This window comes from Aestuariirhabdus haliotis (assembly GCF_023509475.1).
In the GTDB taxonomy this organism is placed as follows: Bacteria; Pseudomonadota; Gammaproteobacteria; order Pseudomonadales; family Aestuariirhabdaceae; genus Aestuariirhabdus; species Aestuariirhabdus haliotis.
In genome coordinates this window covers 21,599-44,570 of sequence record NZ_JAKSDZ010000002.1, presented here as the reverse complement: position 1 = coordinate 44,570, position 22,972 = coordinate 21,599, and the positions used below count along the sequence as shown (strand labels likewise).

The window sequence follows — 22,972 nt, the reverse complement described above, 5'->3', positions numbered from 1 at the left end:
GTTACAGTTAACTCCTATGGTTGAATATCAAAAGTTGCTATTGATTTTTCCCGTGTTATTGACCTTCTCGTAGCGCCAACACTTCAAGCTTGGTGCGGATAAAATCGCCGTGCGCGACGTAGAGCAATTCTGACAGTTTCCGAATCTGGTATTCCTCATACTTATCGAGCTGGTCATCGGTATAGGCTACTTGCCACATCGACCGAACCAGAGCGACCTTATCAGGGTATTCCAGCTGCGTATTAACCAGCTCTACAAAGGGATGAAGCGAAGTGGCATCGGCCGATTCGGTTTGTGCCAGGGATAGCAGGTTATCCATCTCCTCGGATTGAACATCCAGGCTGTTGTTGATCAACTTGCGAATGTTAACAAGCTCTTCGTCGCTGATTGTGGCATCTGCCTTACTGATTTCGATTAGCAGTACCGCGCAGGCGAGTTCGATACTGTGTTGATGCTGGGGCGCCTCGGGCACCCCGTTTAGTTCATCAAAAAATTGCTTCAGGGACTGAAACATCTAGCCTCCAAGGCTTTGCAGTAGTTTCTCCAGTTTTACCTGGTCGCAAGCAAAGTTACGAATACCTTCAGCCAGCTTTTCATTGGCCATGGCGTCTTCGTTCAATGCCCAGCGGAACTCATTTTCACCCAAACTATGTTGAGGATCTTCGCTGATTGGATTGTCGGGGAAAAGGTGTCTGGGTAGGGGGGCCGTGCTGGTAGCCAGCTCATCCAGTAAAGCGGGGCTGATGGTGAGACGGTCGCAGCCGGCCAGTTGGCGAATCTCGTCGACATTACGGAAACTGGCCCCCATGACAACGGTACCGTAACCGTGGGCTTTGTAGTAATTGAAAATGCGTGCTACCGATAGTACTCCCGGATCTTCGGAGGCGGGATAGCTGTCCCGGCCCGTGTGGGCTTTGTACCAATCGAGGATACGCCCAACAAAGGGGGAGATCAGATACACACCTGCGTCGGCACAGGCCTGGGCCTGGCCAAATCCAAACAGCAGGGTAAGGTTGCAGTTGATACCGCTTTTTTCCAACACCTCGGCGGCTTTGATGCCTTCCCAGGTCGCAGCAATTTTGATCAGTACGCGGTTGGGTGCAATATCGGCCTGCTCATACAGGCCAATGAGTCGCTTGGCCCGCTCGATGGTGTCATTAGTGCTGAAAGAGAGTCGCGCATCGACTTCGGTGGAGATGCGGCCAGGAATGACTTGAAGAATCTCGCTGCCAATCTCAACCGCAAGCTTATCGACGCAATAGCCCAGTTTCTCAATGCTGCTGCCCGGTTTGCTACTTGCCCACTGGATAGCGTCCTGCAACAGGGGAGCATACTGCTCCATCTGCGCGGCTTTAAGCAGCAGGGAAGGGTTGGTTGTTGCATCAACCGGTTGGCAGCGTTTAATGGCTTCAATATCGCCGGTGTCGGCAACAACGGTGGTCAGTTCCCTGAGTTGGTCGAGCTGGGTTAATTGCGATTCAGACATAATTCCTCCATGTAGATTCGTCAGTGTATCACCCTCGGATCTGTCGGAGAACGAGATTAGATGTGCTTAAGCCGCTTGAGGGCAGAGCTCTACAGCCGTGATCAGGGTGTCGATATCGGCACCGGGCTTCCAGGCATTTTCGCTAAGATGGCGGCGGAAGCGCTTGGCTCCCGGCTGTTGGTGAAACAGGCCCAGAATATGGCGAGTGATATGCTGCAAATGCGCCCCATGCTGAAGCTGTTGTTCAATATAAGGCAACATTGCCTCAATCACCTGGTGCCGAGACAGGGGTGGCTGTTGGCTGCCATAGAATGTCTGGTCAACCGACGCTAACAGGTAGGGGTTTTGATACGCCTCCCGACCGAGCATTACCCCGTCCACCTGCTGCAGGTGTTGTTGGCACTGATCCAGGGTAGTAATGCCGCCATTAATCAGGATCTCCAGGTCGGGGAAAAGGTTTTTCAGGCGATATACCCAATCGTACTTCAGGGGCGGCACATCACGGTTTTGTTTCGGGCTGAGCCCCTCAAGCACTGCGATGCGGGCATGCACAATAAAGGTTTGGCAACCGGCATTGGCAACGGTGCCGACAAAATCGGTCAGTTCGTCGAAGGATTCGCGACCGTTGATACCAATACGGTGTTTTACTGTAACCGGAATCGACACGGCATCGCGCATAGCCTTTACGGCGTCGGCAACGGTTTGAGGCTCTGCCATCAAACAGGCCCCGATTCGACCGTTTTGCACTCGGTCGCTCGGGCAGCCAACGTTCAGGTTGACCTCGTCATAGCCGTGCTTTTCAGAATAACGGGCACAGGTGGCCAGGTCCTTCGGGTCACTGCCGCCCAATTGAATGGCCACCGGATGTTCTTCCGCGTTATAGCGCAGAAAACGCTCCCGATCGCCATGGATCAAGGCACCTGTCGTAACCATTTCTGTATAAAGCAGGCTGTGCTTGCTGATCAGACGTAAGAAATAGCGCTGATGGCGGTCGGTCCAATCCATCATGGGGGCGACGCAAAAGGTTCTATCGACAGAGCTTGTAGCCTCAGGCAGGCGCTCAGTGGTGGCATGACTATCTTTCAATCTTAGGTACTCTGGTGCTAACGCAACCGAGGTTGCAGGTTGTGCTTGTGGCGGTTATTCAGGCAGATTTTCAAGATCAAGCCTGATAACGCCATAACAGGGGACGCAGTTTACACCGAAGTGAGATTTTTAGAGAGACCCGTACTCTATTTTGGTCATTGATGGAGCGGGGACGGCTGATAGTGCGCCTTTAACCAAATTTCTGTTTATACAGTTTGGTGAAATAACCAGCATGATTAAAGCCCACGGCATAGGCGACTTCGGCCAGGGTCTGGAAGTGTTTACCTTCGATATGTTGATGGGCCTGTTGCAATCGAATCTCCCGAATGTAGCTGGCAGGCGTCAGGTCGGTTGCTTTGGCCAGTTGGCGGTGCAGGGTGGCTTTACTTACATGCAGCTGCTCAGCGAGAGATTTAACATCAAACTCGCTGTCCTGAATGTTTGCCAGCACAATGTTCCGTACTTTTTCGAGTAATGCGTCGGTCACACTGAGTTGTCCCTCATCGTCATCGATGTCGGAGTCCGATCTGTGTTGCAGATAGTCCCGATGCCGTTCGACCAGATTGCGGGTTTTCAGCAACAGCTCATCAACATTAAAGGGCTTGGCGATATAATCGTCGGCACGTGCCTGCAGGGCGTCCATTTTATCTTCAACAGCGGCGCGAGCCGTTAACAATAAAACCGGTAGCTGCTGGGTTTCCGGTTGCTGTCTTAGGCGCTGCAGGAGTTCCATGCCATCCAGATGTGGCATCATAATGTCGCTAATGACCAGGTCGATGCTCTGGGTTGCGATAATATCCAGGGCTTCCAGGCCGTGATTGGCTTCCAGTACGTGGAAGTGAGAATCAAAGTGACTGCAGATAAAACGGCGCATATCTCGGTTATCTTCGACCAGTAAGATGGTGATCGGAGAGGGTTGGACAAGTGGTTGCCTGGACGAGGTTTCTGATAGCGGATCTGATTTAACGGGCTGGATGACGCTGTGAGCAGCCTGTAGTTCGGAGGGCGTAAAGTGCGCAGTTCCCAAAGGCAAACGCAAAATAAACTCACAATGGTCGGTTAGCTCCGGGTTAATGTATATATCCCCCCCGTGCAATTCAGTCAGTTCCCGCACCAGAGCCAGTCCAATGCCGCTGCCTTCAACATTATGGCTGGCAGGGTTGTCCACACGATAAAATCGCTCGAAAATCTTTTCGTGTTCACTCAATGGGATATTGTTCCCGCTGTTTTTAACCCTTAGGCTCACAAATTGCCCGGTGCTGTGCTCTTCGGGTTGAGGGGAAGGCGCGTCGAGAGAGAGCCAGACAGCACCCCGCGCCGGGGTGTACTTAAAGGCATTGCCGAGTAAGTTGCTGACGATGCTGTCCATTTTCACCGTATCAAAGGTGAGCTCAATGGGAGCGTCGCCCAGATTGGTATGAAATTGAATCTCGCGGTCTTCGGAGCCCTGGCCGAAACGGCGGCTGACTTGCAGACAAAACGCCCGAAAATCGGTAGTTGTCGCCCGTAATTTGAGTTTTCCGGACTCGATTTGCGAAAGCATAAGCAGTTCTTCGATCAGCCCTGAAAGCCGGTCTACATTACGTTGGCTGATCAAGGCCGCATTTTTTAATTGTTCATTGACCTCCCCATAGCGTCCCGCAAGCAGTTGCTGAAAGGGGCCCTGGATCAGCGTCAGAGGGGTTCGGAATTCGTGGCTGATGTTGGCAAAAAATTGCGACTTCAGTCGGTCATGCTGCTCCAGCTGTTGGTTTTTGTGATGTATCTCGGCCGTGCGACGGCTGATATCCTGTTCCAGTTGCTGCGAGTATTCGCTCTTGAGTTTATTTCTCTCGGTGAGTTGCTGTAAGAGCTCCTCTTGTGCACTGTCTTTGTCGTCACGCAATTGGTTGATGTAGGCCGCCAAGGCCAGTGACAGGAACACTACTTCGATCGCCGCGCAGCTGTAAAAGAAGTACTGCTCCATCCAGCGAATCAGGCCTGACCCCAACTCTTCCCCAAACCAGCTCAACAGTGGCCAGGTGTAGAGTGTCATTTCAATGATGTAACCGGAGCCAATAAACAGGAAAGATAGGGCGAAATAGCCAGCAGGCTTATAGCCCTGGTAGTAAGCTCGGGTAGAAACGATTCCCATCGACAGTGTCGCAGCGATAGCGAGTATCTCTGTGGCCACATTGAGCCATCTGATTTGTAGCACCATGGCGCAGGCCATCAACAGCACGATGAAAGTGAGCTGCTTGTAAAACCGGTTGAGTCCAGGAGATCGCAGATTCAACTGAAGAATTTTACGGCCAAAAGTGATCAGGCACAGCCCGCCCAGTGCCGGCAACACATTCATAGCCCCAATAATCCAACCGGCTGGGGGCGGTGTTGGCAGGAATAGCAGCAGGCTTTCATAGCTGAGCATGGAGCCGACAGTGCACAGCAGGTACAAACTGTAATAAAGGTAACTATCGAAGCGGGCCTTGAAGTACAGCATCAGGTTGTACAGCACCAGCGACATAAAAAAACCGATATAACAGGCAAAAACGGCAAAAGTTTTCAGTTGGTGTTGAATAAAGTGGCTGTAGCTCTCGAGGGAAAAGTGGGCCTCCAGACTGTGATTGGCCTTTTGTAAAAAACGCAGTTTTACCAGGTATTGGGTCGTTTGAAGGGCGGGGATCGAAAGGCTGAAAGCCGGTTTGCGATGAGCGATTTCGCGGGTCATAGCAGAGCGTTGAATACTGATGCTTTCTAACTGTTGAGGCTGGTTGTTCACTATCTGGTAAAGCGAGATCTCGTCGACCAGTCCGTAATCAAACAGCAAAATCCGCTCAAGATTTATGGTTCCAGGGTTCTCCAGGGCGAATCGCAGCCAGTAGTTCTGCCCAGGATACTGAAGATGCAGTTGAGCTGTGCTGTTGGCTGTAAAGTCTGCCTGTTTGTTCCAGGCGTCGCTGGCATTCAGAAGCCGGTCTGGATCGCGTACAAGCGATATTTGTTGCCCAAGAGCCTGAGAGCCCTGTTCGGCGTTAACAACAAGTGCGTCGACATTGGCGTTGGCTAGCGAGATAGGCAAGGCCGACAGTAACAAGACGAGTAGCTTGATCAGGCCTGTAAAGATCCGGCGGCTTGTATCGATCAAGTTGGAGGCGTCAGGTTCGCCAGCATAGGTTGTCAAGAATCCTTCATAACTATTCGTTCTATCCATTAGCAAAGTCTACACGCGCTAACGATTGTTGACGAGGTATTAACCCGTCTGATTCAAGCCTTTTGGAGGAGGCAGTTAATCGAATCCAGTGATTGGGCTTGGTCGGCTGAGGCAGCGCTTTATCACAAACGTCTCAATCTCTAGCACTGCTGTTGCATTCGACTCAGGCAGGCTATTGCGGTCTTTAACCTTTTGAGAATATGGGGTTGCTGTCCGACATCATGATCGATGCTCACTTCAGATAACCAAGTCATATAACGACCCTAATGAAGCTGCCGGGACTCCCTCATTGTGGATGCTCAAGAGGAGAGGAATAAGTAGGACAAGCAGACACACTAAGGATTGGTGCTGTAATGATAATTGTTGATTTCATGGTGGGAATGATTGGCAGCCTGTATCACTCAGGAAGAGATCACCTCACAGGTTGCAAAGTTGTTTATCTCGCTGTTTGTCTCTCATGCATCGGGCTAACTTCTTCCGTGCTGGCCGCAATAGCGATCATGCCCCCGACTGTTGATACGGAGATAGGCGATACAGTACTTGACCCTGTCTCTGGCGATCAGGTGATTGTTACCGACGTGCTTAACGATGATGGGGAGGCCCTTTACGTCGAAACTGATAGCGGCGCTTATATCATAACGCGCACCACCGTCGGGGACACTTTCAACATTCAGGACGAAAACGGGGATGATGTTCAGATTCAAGTGGCTTCTGTTGTACTAGGTTCTTCAGGCTATCCCGTGTCGGTTAATGTTCGTCGGATGGATCAATCTGCGGGTGATCTGTTCAGGCTCGATGTAGTGGCATCAAGTGATGCTATCAGTGAGGGTAGTGACGGACTGGCTGAAAATATTCCTACCGGCAACCTGCCCCCGGGCGAGGTCATTCATCGAGTGGCAACGGGTCAATATGGTAGCAATGGTCGTGACGGTTATGGGGTCTGGAAAATCAGTCGCGAAGCCCATGCCGGCGGTAATGGGGCTACAGGACCTTATTATGACCTGACGGTTAGTTTAAACGGACACGGTGCTATCAACAGCAATGAGCAAGCCGGCATCACTATCGGCAGTATTGGTGGTAATGGTGGCAACGGCGGTGACGCCTATGGTGCGGCCCTTTCGGCCAAAGATGGGGGCAATGGTGGAGCAGGTGGGCGTGTCAGCCTCACTAATAGCACAACCATCACTACTGGAGGCGATGCAGCCCATGGCATCATTGCCTTTAGTCGCAGTGGAGAAGGCGGTGATGCGGGCAGTGGTTACTGCGTTGGTTTCTGTAATGGCGGTACCGGTGGTGGTTCATTGTCCGGTGGGCAAGTAACTGTTAGCAACAGCGGTTATATCAGTACGTCGGGTGACGATGCCCACGGCCTCTATGGTTTCAGCTCGGGTGGTGCGGCCGGCAGTGGTGGCGACAGCTGGACCCTGGTCGGAGGCGGCGGAGGTAGTGGTGCGGCGGCGGGTGCTGGCGGCAACGTTACCATTGAAAACAGCGGACGTATTGTTACCCATGGCACGGGTTCCCGGGGTATCTATGCACAAAGTATCGGGGGCAGCGGAGGTAGTGCTGGTTCTGCGGGTGCTTTGCTGATCACCCTGGGCGGTGATGGTGGCACCGGCGGGGATGGTGGTAATGTTGAGGTCATTAACCAGGTCTCAGGAGATATAACCACTCAAGGAGACAACGCCGATGCTATTCTCGCGCAGAGCATCGGCGAGGGTGGCGGTTCTGCGTCGGGTTCCTTTTCTCTTTATGCGGTCGGCGGTAGCGGATCCACTGGCGGCGATGCCGGTATCGTCAGCGTCGATAATCGCGGGACGCTGGAAACATTCGGGGACTGGGCACGCGGTATTGCAGCGACCAGCATTGGCGGCGGTGGCGGATCGGGTGGAACCACTGGCGCTGCCGTGGCGATTGGCGGTCAGGGCAGTGGCGGTGGTGACGGTGCCGCAGTGACGGTGACCAATTCTGGCATTATTTCTACTCAAGGTAGCGATGCGAGCGGTATTTACGCCCAAAGTACCGGTGGTGGCGGCGGTGATGCGGGTACCACGGGCGGTGCCTTAAGCATTGGTGGCGATGGCTCGGGCGGCGGTACGGGCGGTGATGTGACCGTCACCAATACTGGCACTATCGTCACCAATGGCGCTCGTTCGGAGGCGATCTACGCCCATAGCCTTGGTGGTGGCGGTGGTAAGGGCTCAACGGCTGGTGCCCTGATTGCGCTTGGCGGCAATGGTGGTGCCGGTAACCACAGTGGACAGGTGACCGTTATTCAGCGCGGCTCAATCGAAACCGGTGGAGCAGATGCGACAGGCATACTCGCGCAGAGCGTAGGCGGGGGGGGCGGTAACGGTGGTTCGGCGTACTCCGGCTCGTTGTTTTTTGGCATGAGCATTGGTGGCAAAGGTGGTGATGGCAACAACGGTGGCCAGGTCGATGTGGTATTGGGAAATACTGATTCCGGAGCAGGCAATGCTCGCTCATTAATCGAGACGAGGGGTGACCGGGCAACCGGTATTCATGCTCAAAGTGTTGGCAAAGGCGGTGGTAATGGCGGTAATGCAATTCAGGGTACCCTAGGTGTTGGTACTTCTGTCTCTGTTGCCTTGGGTGGTGATGGTGGTTCGGGTGGTGTTGGTGGGGCCGCCAGCGTCCGTGGCGTGGGTGATATCCACACCCGGGGAGCCATCGCTACCGGGGTTCTGCTCGAAAGTATTGGCGGCGGTGGCGGCAATGGGGGCACTACTGTTTCAGGTGCCCTTACCCTGTCCGACGGCGTTGGTGTGAGTGTTGCCGTCGGTGGCGATGGCGGTCATGGCGGGCACGGTGGCGAAGTAAACCTCGATCTAGACACCAATATTCTTACCGAGGGCGATGCTTCGACCGGTCTGATCGCGCAGTCGGTGGGGGGCAGTGGCGGTAATGCAGGTACCGTGGTCTCAGCCGCTGCGGCCGTTGGTTCGGGTGGTGCCTATACGGTTGCGGTCGGAGTGGGAGGCAAGGGCGGTAATGCCAGCGATGGCGGTGTAGTTGATGCCAACCTTTCGGGGTCGGTTGCTACCCAGGGGGATCAGGCAGATGCGATTGTTGTGCAGAGTATTGGCGGTGGCGGTGGTAATGGCAGCACTCTGATTGCTGCTGGTTTTGCGGCCTCGGCTGGTACCAGTGGTGCGATCAATGTCGGGGTTGGTGGTCAGGGGGGAAGTGGTGGTAATGGAAACCAGGTCGATGCAGTCCTGAATGCCAATGTTACGACCCAGGGCGAAGGTTCTGACGGCATTATCGTACAGTCCGTAGGCGGTGGTGGCGGCAATAGTGGTCTGACCCTGGCCGCCGGTTTTGCGGGAGCTGCATCCGAAGCCGGTAGTGTTAACGTCGGCGTCGGTGGGCAAGGCGGTGGTGGCGGCAACGGCGATATTGTTAATGCCACCTACAATGGCGATTTGGCTACCTTCGGGGATCATGCCAGCGGGCTGTTGGTGCAAAGTGTTGGTAAAGGTGGTGGCAAGGCCGGTGGCACCATGGCGTTAGGAGCCGTCGGCGCACAGGACGGCGCGGCAGCAATTAATGTGGCCGTTGGTGGTGACGGAGGCAACGCAGGTCACGGCGGCCGTGACGGGGTGGATACCGCCGTCACACTAAACACCAGTGGTAGCGTGAGCACCAGTGGCAACGATGCCAGCGGGATTATTGCCCAGAGCATCGGCGGCGGCGGTGGAGCCGGTGGTTTTACTATATCCGCAGCACTGTCCGGTGCGCAGTCCAATAGTGGCAGTATCGCGGTTGGTTTGGGTGGTTCAGGCGGTGGCGGTGGTGATGGTAAAGATGTTATCGCCTCGCTGGATTCGGACATCGTTACCCGTGGTGACGATTCTCTGGGTGCGCTGGTACAGAGTGTTGGTGGCGGTGGCGGTCAGGGTGGTTTCAATATATCGGCGGCGGCATCAGGGTCGACCTCTGGTGGTAGCGGATCGATCAGTGTTGGCCTGGGTGGTACGGGCGGTAGTGGTGGTGATGGCGGTGCGGTTACATCAAACTCTAATGGACTAATCCTCACCCGGGGTGATCGTGCAACGGCACTCACCGTGCAATCGGTTGGTGGTGGCGGTGGTACCGGCGGATTTAATATCAGCGCCGGTTTTTCCGCCGCTCAGGAGATAAGTGGTGCCGCTGCGCTTAGTATTGGCGGCAGCGGAGGTAGCGGTGGCGATGGCGGTACCGCCCGATCTCATCATAGCGGTGACATCGTAACCAGTGGTTCTACGGGGATGCTAACCCAGTCTGTTGGTGGTGGCGGTGGTGCCGGAAATATGGCCATTAGTGGTGCCGTTTCTTTAAGTGCTGGCAACAGCGGAGCCGCCAGTGTCGGTGTAGGTGGTTCCGGCGGTGGTGGCGGTGAGGCAGCAGCGGTCATTAGTACATTCTCGGGAACGATTTTTACCGTAGAAAGGCCCGCAGCGGGTAACGATCCCTACAACACCGATGACCACAAAGCTTCCGGACTTATTGCACAAAGCATCGCCGGTGGTGGCGGTCAGGGAGCGTTGGCCATCAATGGTGCGGTGTCGCTCAGCAGTCAGAGAGGTGGTGCTTTGGCCATTGGTATCGGTGGTTCCGGTGGCGGTGGCGGTCATTCGGGCTCAGTCTCGAATCTGGTAGAGGGTTACGTTGAAACTCATGGTGAGGGAGCGACCGGGGTTTTAGCCCAGAGCGTCGCAGGGGGCGGTGGTTCGGGTGGCGTTAATATTACGGGTACGGTTACAGGATCCTTCGAGGATAGCGGAGCACTGGCAGTCGGTGTCGGTGGCTCCGGTGGTGGCGGCGGTCATGCTGGTGCTGTCGTCAGCGAGATTAATGGGGGAGTGGCGACCTTTGGCGATCGATCCAGTGCCATTGTTGCCCAGAGTCTGGGCGGCGGTGGTGGCACAGGCGGAGTTAATATTACCGGTGGACTGAATGTCTCCACCGAAGGCCGTGGTGCCCTGTTTGGCCTCGGCGTCGGGGGCGCGGGGGGGGCAGCAGGCCATGGTGGTGAAGTTGACACCAGGGTAACGACCACAGAGAGCTATAGCCAGATTAGGGCGGAGGGTGCGAATGCATCGGCGGTCGTAGCGCAAAGCATCGGCGGCGGTGGCGGTCAGGGTGCAACCAATGTCACCGGTGCGATTAACCTCAGCAATAGTTCCGGCGGTAACCTGGGGGTTGGCGTTGGGGGCTTTGGTGGTGATGGTGGCAATGGCGGTCGAGTCAATCTGGCAGTTGTCGGTGACCTGGTGGTTGGCGGTACGTACAACTCCGAAGAGGTGCCGGTGGAGAACCTGCAGTGGTATGAGGAGTACTCTGAGGTCGTCAATGAAGTCAAAGAAGAGGAGTTTGATCCGGCAACCACAGGGCCAGAACAGCAAGCCTGGTATACAACGTTGGCCGACTATTTTCCGCAGGTTTGGGACTATTTCACCAATGCTAACCAGGCACAAGACCCCTATTACATTCAGATCAATGCGGCTGACTCCAATGGGATTTTGGCGCAGTCGATTGGTGGTGGAGGCGGAAATGGTGGCCTCAATGTCACCGGTGCTTTGAGCGCCAGTTATGAGGCAGATTCAACCAATGTCAGTGCGAATATTGGCGTTGGAGGATTCGGCGGCGGAGGGGGGCAGGCTGATGAGGTGAATCTTTCCTTTAATGGATCTACAAGTCTGATCAATCAAAGTTTGACCGCCGAACCTCAGTTTTGGGATGCCAACGGCCTGGTGGCCCAGAGTATTGGCGGCGGCGGTGGCAATGGTGGCGTGAATGTGAGCGGCGGCCTCGCACTGACCCGAAGCGGTGGTAATGGTGAAGCTGTGACCATTGGCGTCGGCGGATTTGGTGGGGCCGGTGGCGATGCCGGAGCGGTTACACTCAATGCCAGTGCGGCAACGGAGAACGATCTATTCCAGGCCCATGGCAATGGCCGCAGCGCTGTGCTCGCGCAAAGCATTGGCGGTGGCGGCGGAAGTGGAGGCATCAATATCAGTGGCGGTATTTCGTCCGATAGTAATGTCACTATCGGGGTTGGTGGATTTGGAGGTGATGCCGGTGCTGGAGGTAATGTCAATGTAAACACCTCGGCCGATCTGTTCAGTAATGGGGATTTTGGTCAGGGTCTTTTGGCCCAGAGTATTGGCGGCGGCGGTGGTAACGGTGGCTTTAATGTCAGTGGGGCGGTGAACTATGCTGCTCAACAGGACACGCCATTAACCCTGGGGCTGGGCGTCGGTGGCTTCGGTGGTGATGGGGCGGGTGCTGGCCAGGTGTTCGTTGATCATACCGGTGACGTTATAACCCGCGGTCTGAGTAATCACGCCATTGCCGCGCAAAGTATCGGAGGCGGTGGTGGTAATGGCGCTTTCAATATCACGACGCAGTTATTGTGGGCCGATTCATCCGCCCAGCAAAGCCATGATTATGCGATAGTGGCCGGCGTCGGAGGCAGCGCAGGTAGTGGTGATGCAGCGGATCTGGTTAATGTCTCCTCAACGGGCTCGTTAACCACCGAAGGTGACGGCGCCCGAGGCATTATGGCCCAGAGCATCGGCGGCGGCGGTGGTGTCGGTGGGTTTAACCTAAACCTGTTGGCCGCGCGTGCCAGTACCCCCATCAATGTCGCCGTTGGTGGCAGTGGCGGGGATGCCAGTAACGCAGGTACCGTTGAAGTTCGTCATGGCCTCAGTGATGATTCCGGTGCTTCACACCGTATTTTGACCGATGGAGTGGGTGCCCATGCGATTGAAGCCAGCAGTATTGGGGGAGGTGGTGGTGATGCCGGGGCCAATTTTAACATCGCGGTAAGCGATGCCGGCAGAGGAACCCAGGGTAATGAAAGCGTGGCGCTGCAATTCACGCTGGGGGGCGGTGGTGGTGAGGCCGCAAACGGCGCCCGGGTGGACGTAATAAATCATGCCGATATCCATACTCAACAAGCAAATAGCACGGGTATCCTGGCACAGAGCATAGGAGGTGGCGGAGGCAACGGCGCACTCAATATTGCTGAGAGCTATTCGGGTCAAAATGCGCAGGCTAGGAGTGTCAATATTTCAGTCGGCGGGCAGCCGGGTGATGGCGGCGATGCCGCAGCTGTCACTGTGCTTCAAGCGGGTTCTGTAACGACCAATGGTGTCGGTATTCTGGCCCAGAGTATTGGTGGCGGAGGTGGTAATGCCAGCATGGATTACAGTTTCGCTCAGGCCAAGGGCGGCAAGTTCAAAGTCTCCGTAGGACGTGAAGGAGGTACCGGTGGACGAGGTGGCAATGTCGAAGTTGCCACCAACGGTGATATCACCACCATCGGAGATAATAATTACGCCATCGCTGCGCAAAGTATCGGTAATGGCGGAGGCAATAGCTCCTCAACCACGGTCGCGCTCTCGAGTGCCAGCCCGGATTCGGCGCTCAATACATCAGGCAATCGAAGAAGCATCAATGTCAGTGTTGGGCTGGAAGGCGGGGTTGGGGGCGTAGCTGGGCGAGTCAATGTTACTACGCAGGGTCAACGTTCGATAACCACCACAGGAGACAAAGCCTACGGCATCTTGGCGCAATCGATCGGTGGTGGGGGAGGTAACGGTGGTAGTGCCTCGGCATCACCCGGTAAAAATCATTCCATTGCGATAGCCGTTGGCGGCAACGGAGGTGAAGGCGGAACGGGTGGGGGCGTAGATATTGCGTCCGATGCTGCGATAACGACATCGTCTGCCATCGGTATTCTGGCACAGTCGATAGGTGGTGGTGGCGGTAACGGTGGTCTTGCCAAAATTCTGGCTTTGGGGATCCCTGATGTTTACGACTCCAATCAAGGTGGCGCCCGGATCAATGTTGCGGTGGGTGGTTCGGGCGGCAGTGGAGCACACGCCGAAGCGGTGACCTTGGATAATAGCGGAGCCATTCAGACAGGCACTGCCTATTTCGCTATTCGGGAGGGCGATCTTGAAGAACTCAGGCTGGCAATGGAAGAAGCGATGCGGGTTCAGCAAGAGAATCCAACGGCGGCCAACGAACAGACCCTCACAACCGCGGTTGATGCTTATGAAACTGCGCTCAATCAACCGGTGAATTTGCACGGTATATTGGCTCAGTCGATTGGCGGTGGTGGTGGTACAGGAGGCAGCTCCTATGTGGTTACTCGCCTGGCCGAATCCTCTTCAGAAGCGAGTTCAGTGCCCAGTGCAGAATTCAACACGGCTGTCGGTGGTAATGGTGGTGAAGGAGGCTTTGGTCAGGATGTCAGGGTTGATAATACCGGCTCGATAACGACCCGCACCCGGGATTCGATGGGGATTTTTGCCCAGAGTGTCGGAGGTGGCGGCGGCAATGGGGGCATGGCATTGGATATGTCCTTTCGCAATGCTGAGCAGGCGTCATTCGGTCTCGCCATTGGCGGCAGTGGTGGCGAAGGAAACCGTGCGGGGGATGTCTGGGTAAGCAATGCGAATAGTGAGCAGCGCGATACTCTGATTCATACCCAGGGCGCAAGATCCTTTGGTATTTTGGCCATGAGCGTTGGTGGCGGCGGTGGCAATGGTGAGATGGCCACGCTGATCAATGCTGGTACCCAGCCCAGTAATTCGGATTCAAATGTAATGGACTTTTCATTGGCGTTGGGGGGCGGCGGTGGAAATGGGGGCACGGGCGGAACGGTTTCCGTTGATAACAGCGCGATGATTGTCACAGAGGGCAATTCTGCTCACGGCGTGGCTGCCCTGAGTATCGGTGGCGGCGGCGGCAATGGTGCCATGTCGGTAAATATCGGCGCGGTACGGAATCAAAATCATGATCGCACGGCCAAATTTTCAATCGGTGGTTTTGGCGGCAGTGGTAACCAATCCGATGATGTCAGCGTGACCAATACCGGCTCCATTGTTACCTACGGCGATAAAGCTTACGGCATTATGGCGCAAAGCATTGGCGGTGGCGGCGGTAATGGCGGCATGGCGGTCAATGTTAATAGCAGTCTTGTCGATGCTGGCACCTGGTTTTCGTCTAACACGGTAGGACGGACCATAGCCAATTTTTCCATGGGAGGGCTGGGTGGTGATGGTGCGGATAGCGGTAATGTGACCGTGAATCATCTGGCCGGCGATATCGCGGTTTTGGGGAATCACTCCTACGGGATTTTTGCTCAAACCGTGTCCGGTGCTGGCGGTAGCGCTAGTTACTCGATCGGTAACCCCTATGTTTCCGCCGTAGATTATGTGGTGACCAGCCAGTTGGGCGCCAAGGATGGGGCTTCTGGCAATGCCGGAACGATTAGCATCAATCTGGCAGAAGATGCTCGCATTCAGGTTGGCCATGAAAATCACGCGGCCGAGGGCAGCTCTGCCATTTTTGCCCAGCGCGTGATTGGCGGTGGCGGTAACGACAATATCTATGTTGACCTGAGTAACGCCGCAGCTGCAGAGAATAATGGCACTGATTTTAACGCTCATGATGATGGCATGGTGGGTGCGATCAACGGCATTATCGATATGGGCACCAATCTCCTCGACTATGGCCAATCTTATGTCAGGGACCTCGGTACCGGTTTGGTCGATGACGCGTATGAAGCGATATTTGGTGTTGATACCGATTGCGTTACGGTGAACTCGAGCTGCTCCGAGGAGCAAAATATTGTCGCTGGAGGCGGTAGTAGCCGTATTACGTATCAAGCCGATCGGCCGACGGACGATTATGAAGGTATTGATATCAACATGGTGGCGACATTGGGCTCGGCCGGGGTCAGCGATGGTGCTGCGGAAGCCATGACGACCACCCGAACCGGTTCCACGCGGCTGATGGGGGATAACTCGGAAGCGACCTTGGTACAAAATATCGGCGGCGGAGGCGGTAAATTAACCTCGGTAATGACCTGGCGTGAGGCGCCTTCGCCGGGTATTCAGAATCTGGATGTTGCAGTGAATGAGCCTCCGCTGCCCGACAATGGCCAGTTGAGTGTGACTCTGGGAGCCAACCAGAGCACTAACGCGCATGGAGGCGATATCGATTACCGCTATGAAGGGGACATCGCCGTAGTCGGTGATTATTCGGTCGCTACTCTCGTGCAAAGCATTGGTGGCGGTGGCGGTGAGCTTCGCAGTGTTGGTGCTGGGTTACTGAATTTGGCGTTGGGTGGCGTCAATGGAACCACAGGCGATGGTGGTGATATTACCCTGGATCGAGAAGGCTCTATCTATACCGATGGCATTGCAGCATATGGTTTGATTGTTCAGTCGATCGGCGGTGGCGGTGGCGCTGCTCTGACCGACACTGTTGCCGCTAATGTGAGTGTTCAGGGAAATACTGCCAATGCTGGCGATGGCGGCAATGTGGCGTTAAGGCAGCAAGGCGATATACAGGTGCAGGGGGAGCAATCCATCGCCCTATTGGTGCAAAGCCTGGGTGGTGGTGGTGGATTTGTTGATCGTGTGTTTGCCGACACTGCCGGTGGTGATGGGGCTTCCGGGAATATCGATCTCGAACTTGATGGCCATGCTATTGCCTCGGGAGAGCAAGGGATTGCTCTGTTTGTGCAGTCGCGGGGATCACGAGATCAGGGCGATATCAATATCGATATTGCCGAACAAAAGTTGGTTTTCGGGGGCTCTGGCGGTGTCGGCGTATCGATTTCTGGCGGCAAGGACAACCGAGTCGACAACCGGGGAGAGGTAGCCGGAGCGGATGGCATAATGGCCCAGGCGATTGAAACCGAAGAGGGTAATGACCAGTTCGACAATCGCGGCTTAGTTGTGGGATCTGTGGATATGGGCGCGGGACTTAACCGTTTCAACAACCATCAGGAAGCTATATTTCTGGCCGGCCCGGCTCTAAGGGTAGGTACCGGAGCCAGCACCTTGTTTAACGCTGGAGACTTTATGCTCGGTGGTAATACTTTGGCCCAACGCCTTGATCTGACTGGTAATTTTTCTCAATCGAACTCCGGTATTACTCGCTCGGAGCTGGACTTTGACACCGATGAGATCGACCGGGTGGTGGCCACGGGCCGAGCTGAATTGGACGGTGAAATCAATCTGAGGCTGCTCAATACCCAGTATGTCCCCATCGGCCAGTTCCAGAAGAATCTGTTTGAAGCCGACAATGGCGTGCAAAATGAGGGCGTAGCACTGGATACGTTGCCCTCGGCCGTAATTGACTATCAGCTGCGTTTTCCCAATGCCAACCGGGCGGCCGTGGCGTATAACATCACCTTTGCGCCGGCTGGGTTGGAGAAACACCTGTCGAAAGTCGGTGACTATATCAACCGCATTCAGATGGCGCCGGTGCATTCCAGTGCCCTGGATGATGACATTATTGCCCTGGTGGCTATCCCGGATCTGGCGACCTACAGCAACAGCCTGACACAAATATCACCCGAGTTTTATGGCGAGCAGCAAGCGGGCATGCTGAGCAGCAGTGCCCAGTTTGGGCGACGCCTGATGAGTTGTGCGCAGGCCGATGGTGAATACCGTTTTGCTCGTGAGGGCAGCTGCTTCTGGTTCAACATCGAAGACGAAGAGGTCTCTCACGATAACAGTGATGGTTATCAGTCGATTGAAACGGATAACCGGCGTATCACATTAGGTGGCCAGCAACTGCTTGATAATGGCTGGGCGTTGGGGGGCGGTTTTTCCTATGTGGATGTTGATTCCGATGGCTTTGATAACCGTTGGAACGCCGATGGCTCGGCCTACTTTTTTGGCGCCTCGGCGAAACGTCTATTGGGGGCCACCAAGCTGTCTGCCGGTTTGTCCTACGGTTGGTACGATACGGATACCTTCCGTTCCGGCAGCCTTAGCAGCCCGTTTGCCACCAAAGTGGATCGCAAGGTCAAACTCTACAGTGCACTGGTACGTGTAAGTCATGATTTCGAGCAGGGGCACTACTATATTCGCCCGGCACTGGATCTGGGGGTAACCCATTTGCGGGCCGAATCTGCCGATGAGGAGGGTGCGGGTGCCCTAAGCTTGCAGCTGGAAAGCTACTCGGAAAACCATACCTGGGTGCGGCCGGCACTGTTTTCGGGGCGTGAATTTCTGTTTGATTCCGGCAATCGCCTCCGGCTGTCGGCCGAGTTGGCTTATCAGCACTCTCTGAGTGACCCTTCTACTGACGTTAAGGCAACCTTTGCTGGTGCCTTTCCTGGCGTGGATAATATGACGGTACCGATTGATCTGGACCGTAATATTGTCGAGGGTTCGTTGGGAATTGAGCTTCTGACATCCGACAGCCATAGCGTCAAACTTGAGTATACCTATGCTGAAGGCGACCGCTACCGATTGAAAAAGGGTGGTTTGAAAGTGAGTGTGCCCTTTTAGGCTCCCGAGTTTCGTTCTTACCTAAGGGCCTTTGCCTGGGTTACTGGGACAGTGTCATTTCAGTAAGGCCTCGCCAGTGCTCAGTTTGGTAATGAGTTGATTCTGTCTTCTCTGCCGGGCGTTACAGTCTGGTGCCTTCCAAACCCAAGCCAGTCCAGATACGCCGATTCAACGGGGTTGCTGGCTTAGGTCTCCGGTCGTTAACAGTTCAACCAGCGCCGCCGGGAATTCGCAACTGATGCGAGGGGGCTTGATACTATAGCGATTAATCAGGTCGATATGCTGTTGCTGGTCCGGCAGGGTGATTTCCAAACAGCTGCTACTGAGTTGGGCCAGCAGATGTGACACGGGTTCGGCATCAAAACTGTGCAGGCCCAGACGCCGATTCAATTCGGGCACGTTGAAATGTGTAGAGCACCGTTGCTCCACCATATAGGCCAGTGTATTGAGCTCGGCCGGACTAAGACGCTCGCCCTGATAAACAATGGTGGCGAAGTGTCCCTGTGTGATAAGTTCCAAGACTCTTTGAATACTTCCGTTGCCCATGGCCTCCTCGCAAGATGTGTCCATGTTGAACGCTGAGCGTCTGGGCTGATTATTCCACAGCCTGGAGTGGTTGGTGAAGCGGTTACCAAAATTCCAAGAACAATGGTTCCCAATGCCAGGTGGAGAAAGTATGAAGTCGGTTCAGGTTTGTCAGTTATCGAATAGTTTTGAGCATGTCTCTGTGCAGGAGGTTCCCGAACCTGAACCTGGCCCAGGTGAGGTGAAAGTTCGAATGCTCTGTTGTCCGGTTAACCCTTCGGATCTTAACTACATACGGGGTGACTATCGTGATGCCCTTGGCAGGATGGTTTGGAACCTTAATCGTGAGGTGCCAACGTTTGATCCTGAAGGTTTGATGGCCTATCCCGAATTACCCTATGCCCTGGGTGGAGAAGGCGTCGGGGTGGTTGAGAAGTGCGGCTCTGGTTGGCTGGCAAAGCGTCTCCAGGGGCGTCGAGTTGCAGTAGCTGGTGGCCCGCCTAAGGGTACCTGGCAGGAGTATGTGGTGGTTGATGCCAAAAAGGCCCTGCCTGTACCCGAGGGACTAAGCGATCAACAAGCGGCGATGTTTATCGTTAACCCCTTATCGGCTTATGCCATGGTCACTCGTGTTCTGAAGGTTAAAAAAGGCAGTTGGTTGCTGCAAAGCGCAGCCGGATCTGCACTGGGCAAAATTGTTACCCGGTTGGGTGAAACCCTGGGTTTCCAGACAATCAATATTGTTCGCTCGGAACAGGGGGCCAGTCAGCTGCGTCAACTCGGGACAGAGCATGTCGTAGTCAGCGATGGTTCAGATTTGTGTCATCAGGTTGCTAGCATAACCGGTGGACAGGGCGTGCAATACGCGATGGATGCTGTTGGCGGACCTTTGGCCGCAGCGATGCTGCGCTCGTTGGATCTGGGTGGTCATATGGTGCTTTACGGGACTTTGGACGATCAACCCATGACGTTGCCTTCACGGGATTTGATGATGCCAGTTACCCGGGTATCTGGTTTTTTTGCGCTCAACTGGTTGGCGAATCAGCATCCATTGCAAATACTGTATCTGCTGCGACAGATCAGCCGCCTGCAAGTATCCGGGCTTTTTGATACTCCGATAGCACAAAGCTTTCCGTTGAATGAGGTCCTGACGGCACTGGAGACGGCAACGGCTAAGGGGCGACAAGGTAAGGTGTTATTAAATATTGGTTGATAAGGCTACTACGTATATCACTCAGTGGTTCGGAGGTTGTCACATTTTTTTAAATTATTTCCCCCCCTGTGCTTATTGCATCCTGATAGAATTACCCGCTTTGCCGGATAAGATAGAGCGCTCTTGCACAGGTAGAGAGCGCCCGCTAGTTAAGGGGGTTGGGTGGACCAGAGTCAATTGATGCAATGGGGAATCGCCTCGTTGGTGGTATTTGCCTTGCTATCGTTGGTGGTTGCACTGTTGTTTTATCGCCAGTGGGCGAGAGCCAATGCCCAGTTGCAGGACTTGCAGATCACACAATCCGAATTAGGCGAAGAGCTTTCTGCCAGTCAACGGCAGCTGGCGCTTGAGCAGCAGGGATTAGAGCACCAGGTCACCCGAACCCGAGAATCTGAGCAGCGGGAACAAAGCCTGGTCAGCGAGCGAGATCAGCTGCAGCAAGAGCTCTCGAGAGCCCGCGAACATAATAGCCACCTGCAAGCCACCGAGCAGGAACAACAGAAACAGCTAGCTGCAGTAAGCGAACGAGAGGCGGCTTCAAACCGGGAATCTGAGCGTTTGCGTGACGAATTGGGTGCTCTGGAAAAAAGCCACGCGGCTCTGCAGGAGAGTATGCAGAAAGAGCAGCAGCACGCCCAGGAGAAGTTGCAACTGCTGGAAAACAATCGCAAGCAGTTGAAAATGGAATTTGAGCACCTGGCTAACCAGATTTTTGAGAGTAAACAGCAAAGCTTTGAGGAACAGAGCCGTAAAGGACTTGATACCCTGTTATCACCCTTTAAGGATCAGCTAGAGAACTTTCGTAAACGGGTCGATCATGTCTACGCAAGCGAAAGCCAGGATCGTACCTCTTTGCGTACCCAGATCGAAGAGTTGCACAAACTCAACCGGCAAATGACCCAGGAGGCGGGCAATCTCACCAAGGCTCTGCGCGGCGAAAATAAAACCCAGGGTAACTGGGGCGAGCTGATGCTGGAAACGGTGCTGGAGCGAAGTGGTTTGCGCAAAGGTATTGAGTATCGTCGGGAACAGGTAGTGCGCGACGATCAGGGTAAAATTTACCGGCCAGATGTGATTATTGACCTGCCAGAAGGCAAGCATGTCATTGTCGATGCCAAAGTGAGCCTCAACGATTACACCACCTATGTAAATAGTGAAAACGACGGCGAGCGTGAAGCGGCCTTGAAAGGTCATATCGAGAGTGTTCGTCAGCATATCCGGGGGTTGGCTGAGAAGGCTTACCAGAAGCTGCCTGGCCTTAACTCACCCGACTTTGTGTTTCTGTTTATGCCGGTTGAGCCGGCTTTTATGGTGGCTTTCGAGTGCGATGAACGACTGTTTATGGAAGCATTCGAAAAGCGCATCGTTGTGGTAACTCCTACCACGCTACTGGCGACGTTGCGCACGGTTTCCAATCTGTGGAGCCTCGAACGCCAGAATCGCAGTGCCCGGGAACTGGCCGAGATGGGTGCCAAGGTCTATGACAAGCTGCGAGTTGTCGTGGAATCCATGGAAAAACTGGGCAAGCAGATAGATACCAGCCAAAAGACCTGGCATGACGCCTGGAACAGCCTGCGTGAAGGGCGGGGGAACCTGGTTCGTCAGACTCAGCGCTTTATTGATTTGGGTGTCAGGGTCAAAAAGGAGTTACCCAAATCCCTCGTTGAATCTGCGGACGAAGAGGGTGAGGACATACCCGATGAGCAAACGACGGCCGACCTCCTGGTCTCGCCACCGAAAGACCCGTCTTAATACGCCAGCTTACCGCCAGGGCGAATGACGAAAGAGTGTAATAGAGAGTAATAATGAATCAGCTAAAAGAGATGCTGCGCCTGCAGGACGAAATCAACTGTAAAATCAATCACAACTGGGTTGAGTTAAATCGCCCCTGGTTCCGCGCTATCTGGTTGGAGGCCGCGGAGGCTGTAAACGACCATTGTGATTGGAAGTGGTGGAAGCATGGTGCTGACAACAGAGAACAGATAGTTCTGGAAGTTGTTGATATTGCTCACTTTATTTGGGCGCAATTGATCCAGGATTGTGGCGCCATTCCTGAGGATGGCCAGATTGATCGCTTCGCCGGGCAGATGCAGTCAGTTCTGCAAGCGGAGCAAGCCCTGGGCTTGATTGAAGCCTTTGAGGCCTTGGCCCAAGCCACCTTAACCTCCCAAAAAGCCGAGCTGGAAGCTTTCGCTCGCGTGATGCTCGCCGTTGGTATGAGCTTTGATGAACTGTTTTGCTCATACGTCGGTAAAAATATTCTCAATCGATTCCGTCAGGATCATGGCTATAAGAGTGGTGAATATCAGAAAATCTGGGCGGGTCGGGAGGATAATGAACACCTGACGGAGTTATTGCTGGAACTGGACTCTGCCAGCGACAGCTTTGCATCAGATCTCTATCTGGCGCTGCAAGCCAGATATCCTCGATAGCTGAAAGGGAAGACTGAGTCGGGTATGATTGACGTCTTTGTAGTGTCGATGCGCTGGGAGTGGTTGCCAGAATGAAAGGCGCAGTAATAGGGATAGTGTCCCGATCCTATATGCACTCCTGTAAGGATGGCTCAGCCCTGTATGACTATCTTCTGGAGGTTGCGGATGCTCTGGGTTGGGAGTACAAACCAGAACATCCGCTATCAACCCCCATGACCCTGGTTTTTGATACTGTGAGCGGGGGGCATACCCATTTGCTGGCCAATATTTCCGAACCTGGGGTGTTGCATATTACGGCACGAAAAAGCGGTATCTACCGCTATGAATGGAATGGGAATTTACGCCAGATACGGAGCCTTAAAGCACGCCTGGAAGAGGTCAGCGGATTTCCCATGATGCCTATAAACCGACGACGTGCAGTTAGGCAAAATATATCGGGTTAACCCTTTAGTAAGCTTAGTTGGACCGGGTTAAGAACGCGCAAGAATGTCGCATTACTTTCCTTCAATCGCTTGAAAAAAAGAGCAAAAATAAAGTGCTGCTCTACTTTTTGAGAAGAAAACCTTAGTCCGCTTTCCATCAAATACTGTTGAATGCTAAGGTGATTGCCACTTAGCTTTTGAATGGCTATTGCGGTTTGTTCCTTCAGATTGATGTGGGAAATAATGGTACCTGAAAGCATTGTCGCTCCTTGGGTTGGTTGGCTGC

General features: G+C 54.3%; 11 protein-coding genes. 5 read left to right on the top strand and 6 right to left on the bottom strand.

Translation table 11 applies throughout. The features are described from left to right. Nucleotides 1–55 precede the first annotated feature (55 nt). The 4 genes from MIB40_RS02180 to MIB40_RS02165 form a co-directional block, all read right to left on the bottom strand. The gene (locus tag MIB40_RS02180) at nucleotides 56–514 is read right to left on the bottom strand and encodes a tellurite resistance TerB family protein (protein ID WP_249690256.1); all 459 of its coding nucleotides are present in this window, start codon (nucleotides 512–514) and stop codon (nucleotides 56–58) included. Then, entirely contained in the window at nucleotides 515–1,486 is a 972-nt protein-coding gene (tal, locus tag MIB40_RS02175) for a transaldolase (protein ID WP_249690254.1), read from the bottom strand. Between the two features lie 66 nt (nucleotides 1,487–1,552). Then, complete coding sequence (gene dusA, locus MIB40_RS02170) at nucleotides 1,553–2,572, bottom strand: tRNA dihydrouridine(20/20a) synthase DusA (protein ID WP_264758417.1); 1,020 nt, start codon at nucleotides 2,570–2,572, stop codon at nucleotides 1,553–1,555. A gap of 190 nt (nucleotides 2,573–2,762) precedes the next feature. Then, the gene (locus tag MIB40_RS02165) at nucleotides 2,763–5,732 is read right to left on the bottom strand and encodes a response regulator (protein ID WP_249690252.1); all 2,970 of its coding nucleotides are present in this window, start codon (nucleotides 5,730–5,732) and stop codon (nucleotides 2,763–2,765) included. Between the two features lie 530 nt (nucleotides 5,733–6,262). Here MIB40_RS02165 and MIB40_RS02160 point away from each other — a divergent pair. Then, a complete protein-coding gene (locus MIB40_RS02160) occupies nucleotides 6,263–18,094 on the top strand; it encodes an autotransporter outer membrane beta-barrel domain-containing protein (protein WP_249690250.1) in 11,832 nt (3,943 codons plus the stop codon). A gap of 168 nt (nucleotides 18,095–18,262) precedes the next feature. On the opposite strand, the gene MIB40_RS02155 is transcribed toward MIB40_RS02160, so the two are convergent. Then, entirely contained in the window at nucleotides 18,263–18,640 is a 378-nt protein-coding gene (locus MIB40_RS02155; RefSeq protein ID WP_249690248.1) for a hypothetical protein, read from the bottom strand. A 130-nt stretch (nucleotides 18,641–18,770) separates the two neighbouring features. Between MIB40_RS02155 and MIB40_RS02150 the strand changes: the two genes are divergently transcribed. The 4 genes from MIB40_RS02150 (at nucleotide 18,771) to MIB40_RS02135 (ending at nucleotide 22,707) form a co-directional block, all read left to right on the top strand. Further along, nucleotides 18,771–19,832: a zinc-dependent alcohol dehydrogenase family protein gene (locus MIB40_RS02150; protein WP_249690246.1), complete on the top strand. Its 1,062-nt coding sequence runs from the start codon at nucleotides 18,771–18,773 to the stop codon at nucleotides 19,830–19,832. A 180-nt stretch (nucleotides 19,833–20,012) separates the two neighbouring features. Beyond that, nucleotides 20,013–21,584 carry a DNA recombination protein RmuC gene (rmuC, locus tag MIB40_RS02145; protein WP_249690244.1) on the top strand — a complete coding sequence of 524 codons (1,572 nt, stop codon included), beginning with the start codon at nucleotides 20,013–20,015 and terminating at the stop codon, nucleotides 21,582–21,584. A gap of 53 nt (nucleotides 21,585–21,637) precedes the next feature. Next, nucleotides 21,638–22,264, top strand: coding sequence for a dUTP diphosphatase (locus tag MIB40_RS02140; protein WP_249690242.1), 627 nt, complete (start codon nucleotides 21,638–21,640; stop codon nucleotides 22,262–22,264). 71 nt (nucleotides 22,265–22,335) lie between these two features. Then, a complete protein-coding gene (locus tag MIB40_RS02135; protein ID WP_249690240.1) occupies nucleotides 22,336–22,707 on the top strand; it encodes a hypothetical protein in 372 nt (123 codons plus the stop codon). Here MIB40_RS02135 and MIB40_RS02130 read toward each other — a convergent pair. After that, nucleotides 22,704–22,946, bottom strand: a complete 243-nt coding sequence (locus MIB40_RS02130; RefSeq protein WP_249690238.1) for a hypothetical protein — start codon at nucleotides 22,944–22,946, stop codon at nucleotides 22,704–22,706. The two genes, MIB40_RS02135 and MIB40_RS02130, sit on opposite strands and share 4 nt — an antisense overlap. Nucleotides 22,947–22,972: the final 26 nt, after the last annotated feature.

Excerpts from the sequence above, each read along its gene's own strand:
- MIB40_RS02180 (WP_249690256.1), bottom strand. The coding sequence starts at position 514 with ATGTTTCAGTCCCTGAAGCAATTTTTTGATGAACTAAACGGGGTGCCC.
- tal (WP_249690254.1), bottom strand. The coding sequence starts at position 1,486 with ATGTCTGAATCGCAATTAACCCAGCTCGACCAACTCAGGGAACTGACC.
- MIB40_RS02160 (WP_249690250.1), top strand. The coding sequence starts at position 6,263 with ATGCCCCCGACTGTTGATACGGAGATAGGCGATACAGTACTTGACCCT.
- MIB40_RS02155 (WP_249690248.1), bottom strand. The coding sequence starts at position 18,640 with ATGGGCAACGGAAGTATTCAAAGAGTCTTGGAACTTATCACACAGGGA.
- MIB40_RS02150 (WP_249690246.1), top strand. The coding sequence starts at position 18,771 with ATGAAGTCGGTTCAGGTTTGTCAGTTATCGAATAGTTTTGAGCATGTC.
- rmuC (WP_249690244.1), top strand. The coding sequence starts at position 20,013 with ATGCAATGGGGAATCGCCTCGTTGGTGGTATTTGCCTTGCTATCGTTG.
- MIB40_RS02140 (WP_249690242.1), top strand. The coding sequence starts at position 21,638 with ATGAATCAGCTAAAAGAGATGCTGCGCCTGCAGGACGAAATCAACTGT.
- MIB40_RS02135 (WP_249690240.1), top strand. The coding sequence starts at position 22,336 with ATGAAAGGCGCAGTAATAGGGATAGTGTCCCGATCCTATATGCACTCC.
- MIB40_RS02130 (WP_249690238.1), bottom strand. The coding sequence starts at position 22,946 with ATGCTTTCAGGTACCATTATTTCCCACATCAATCTGAAGGAACAAACC.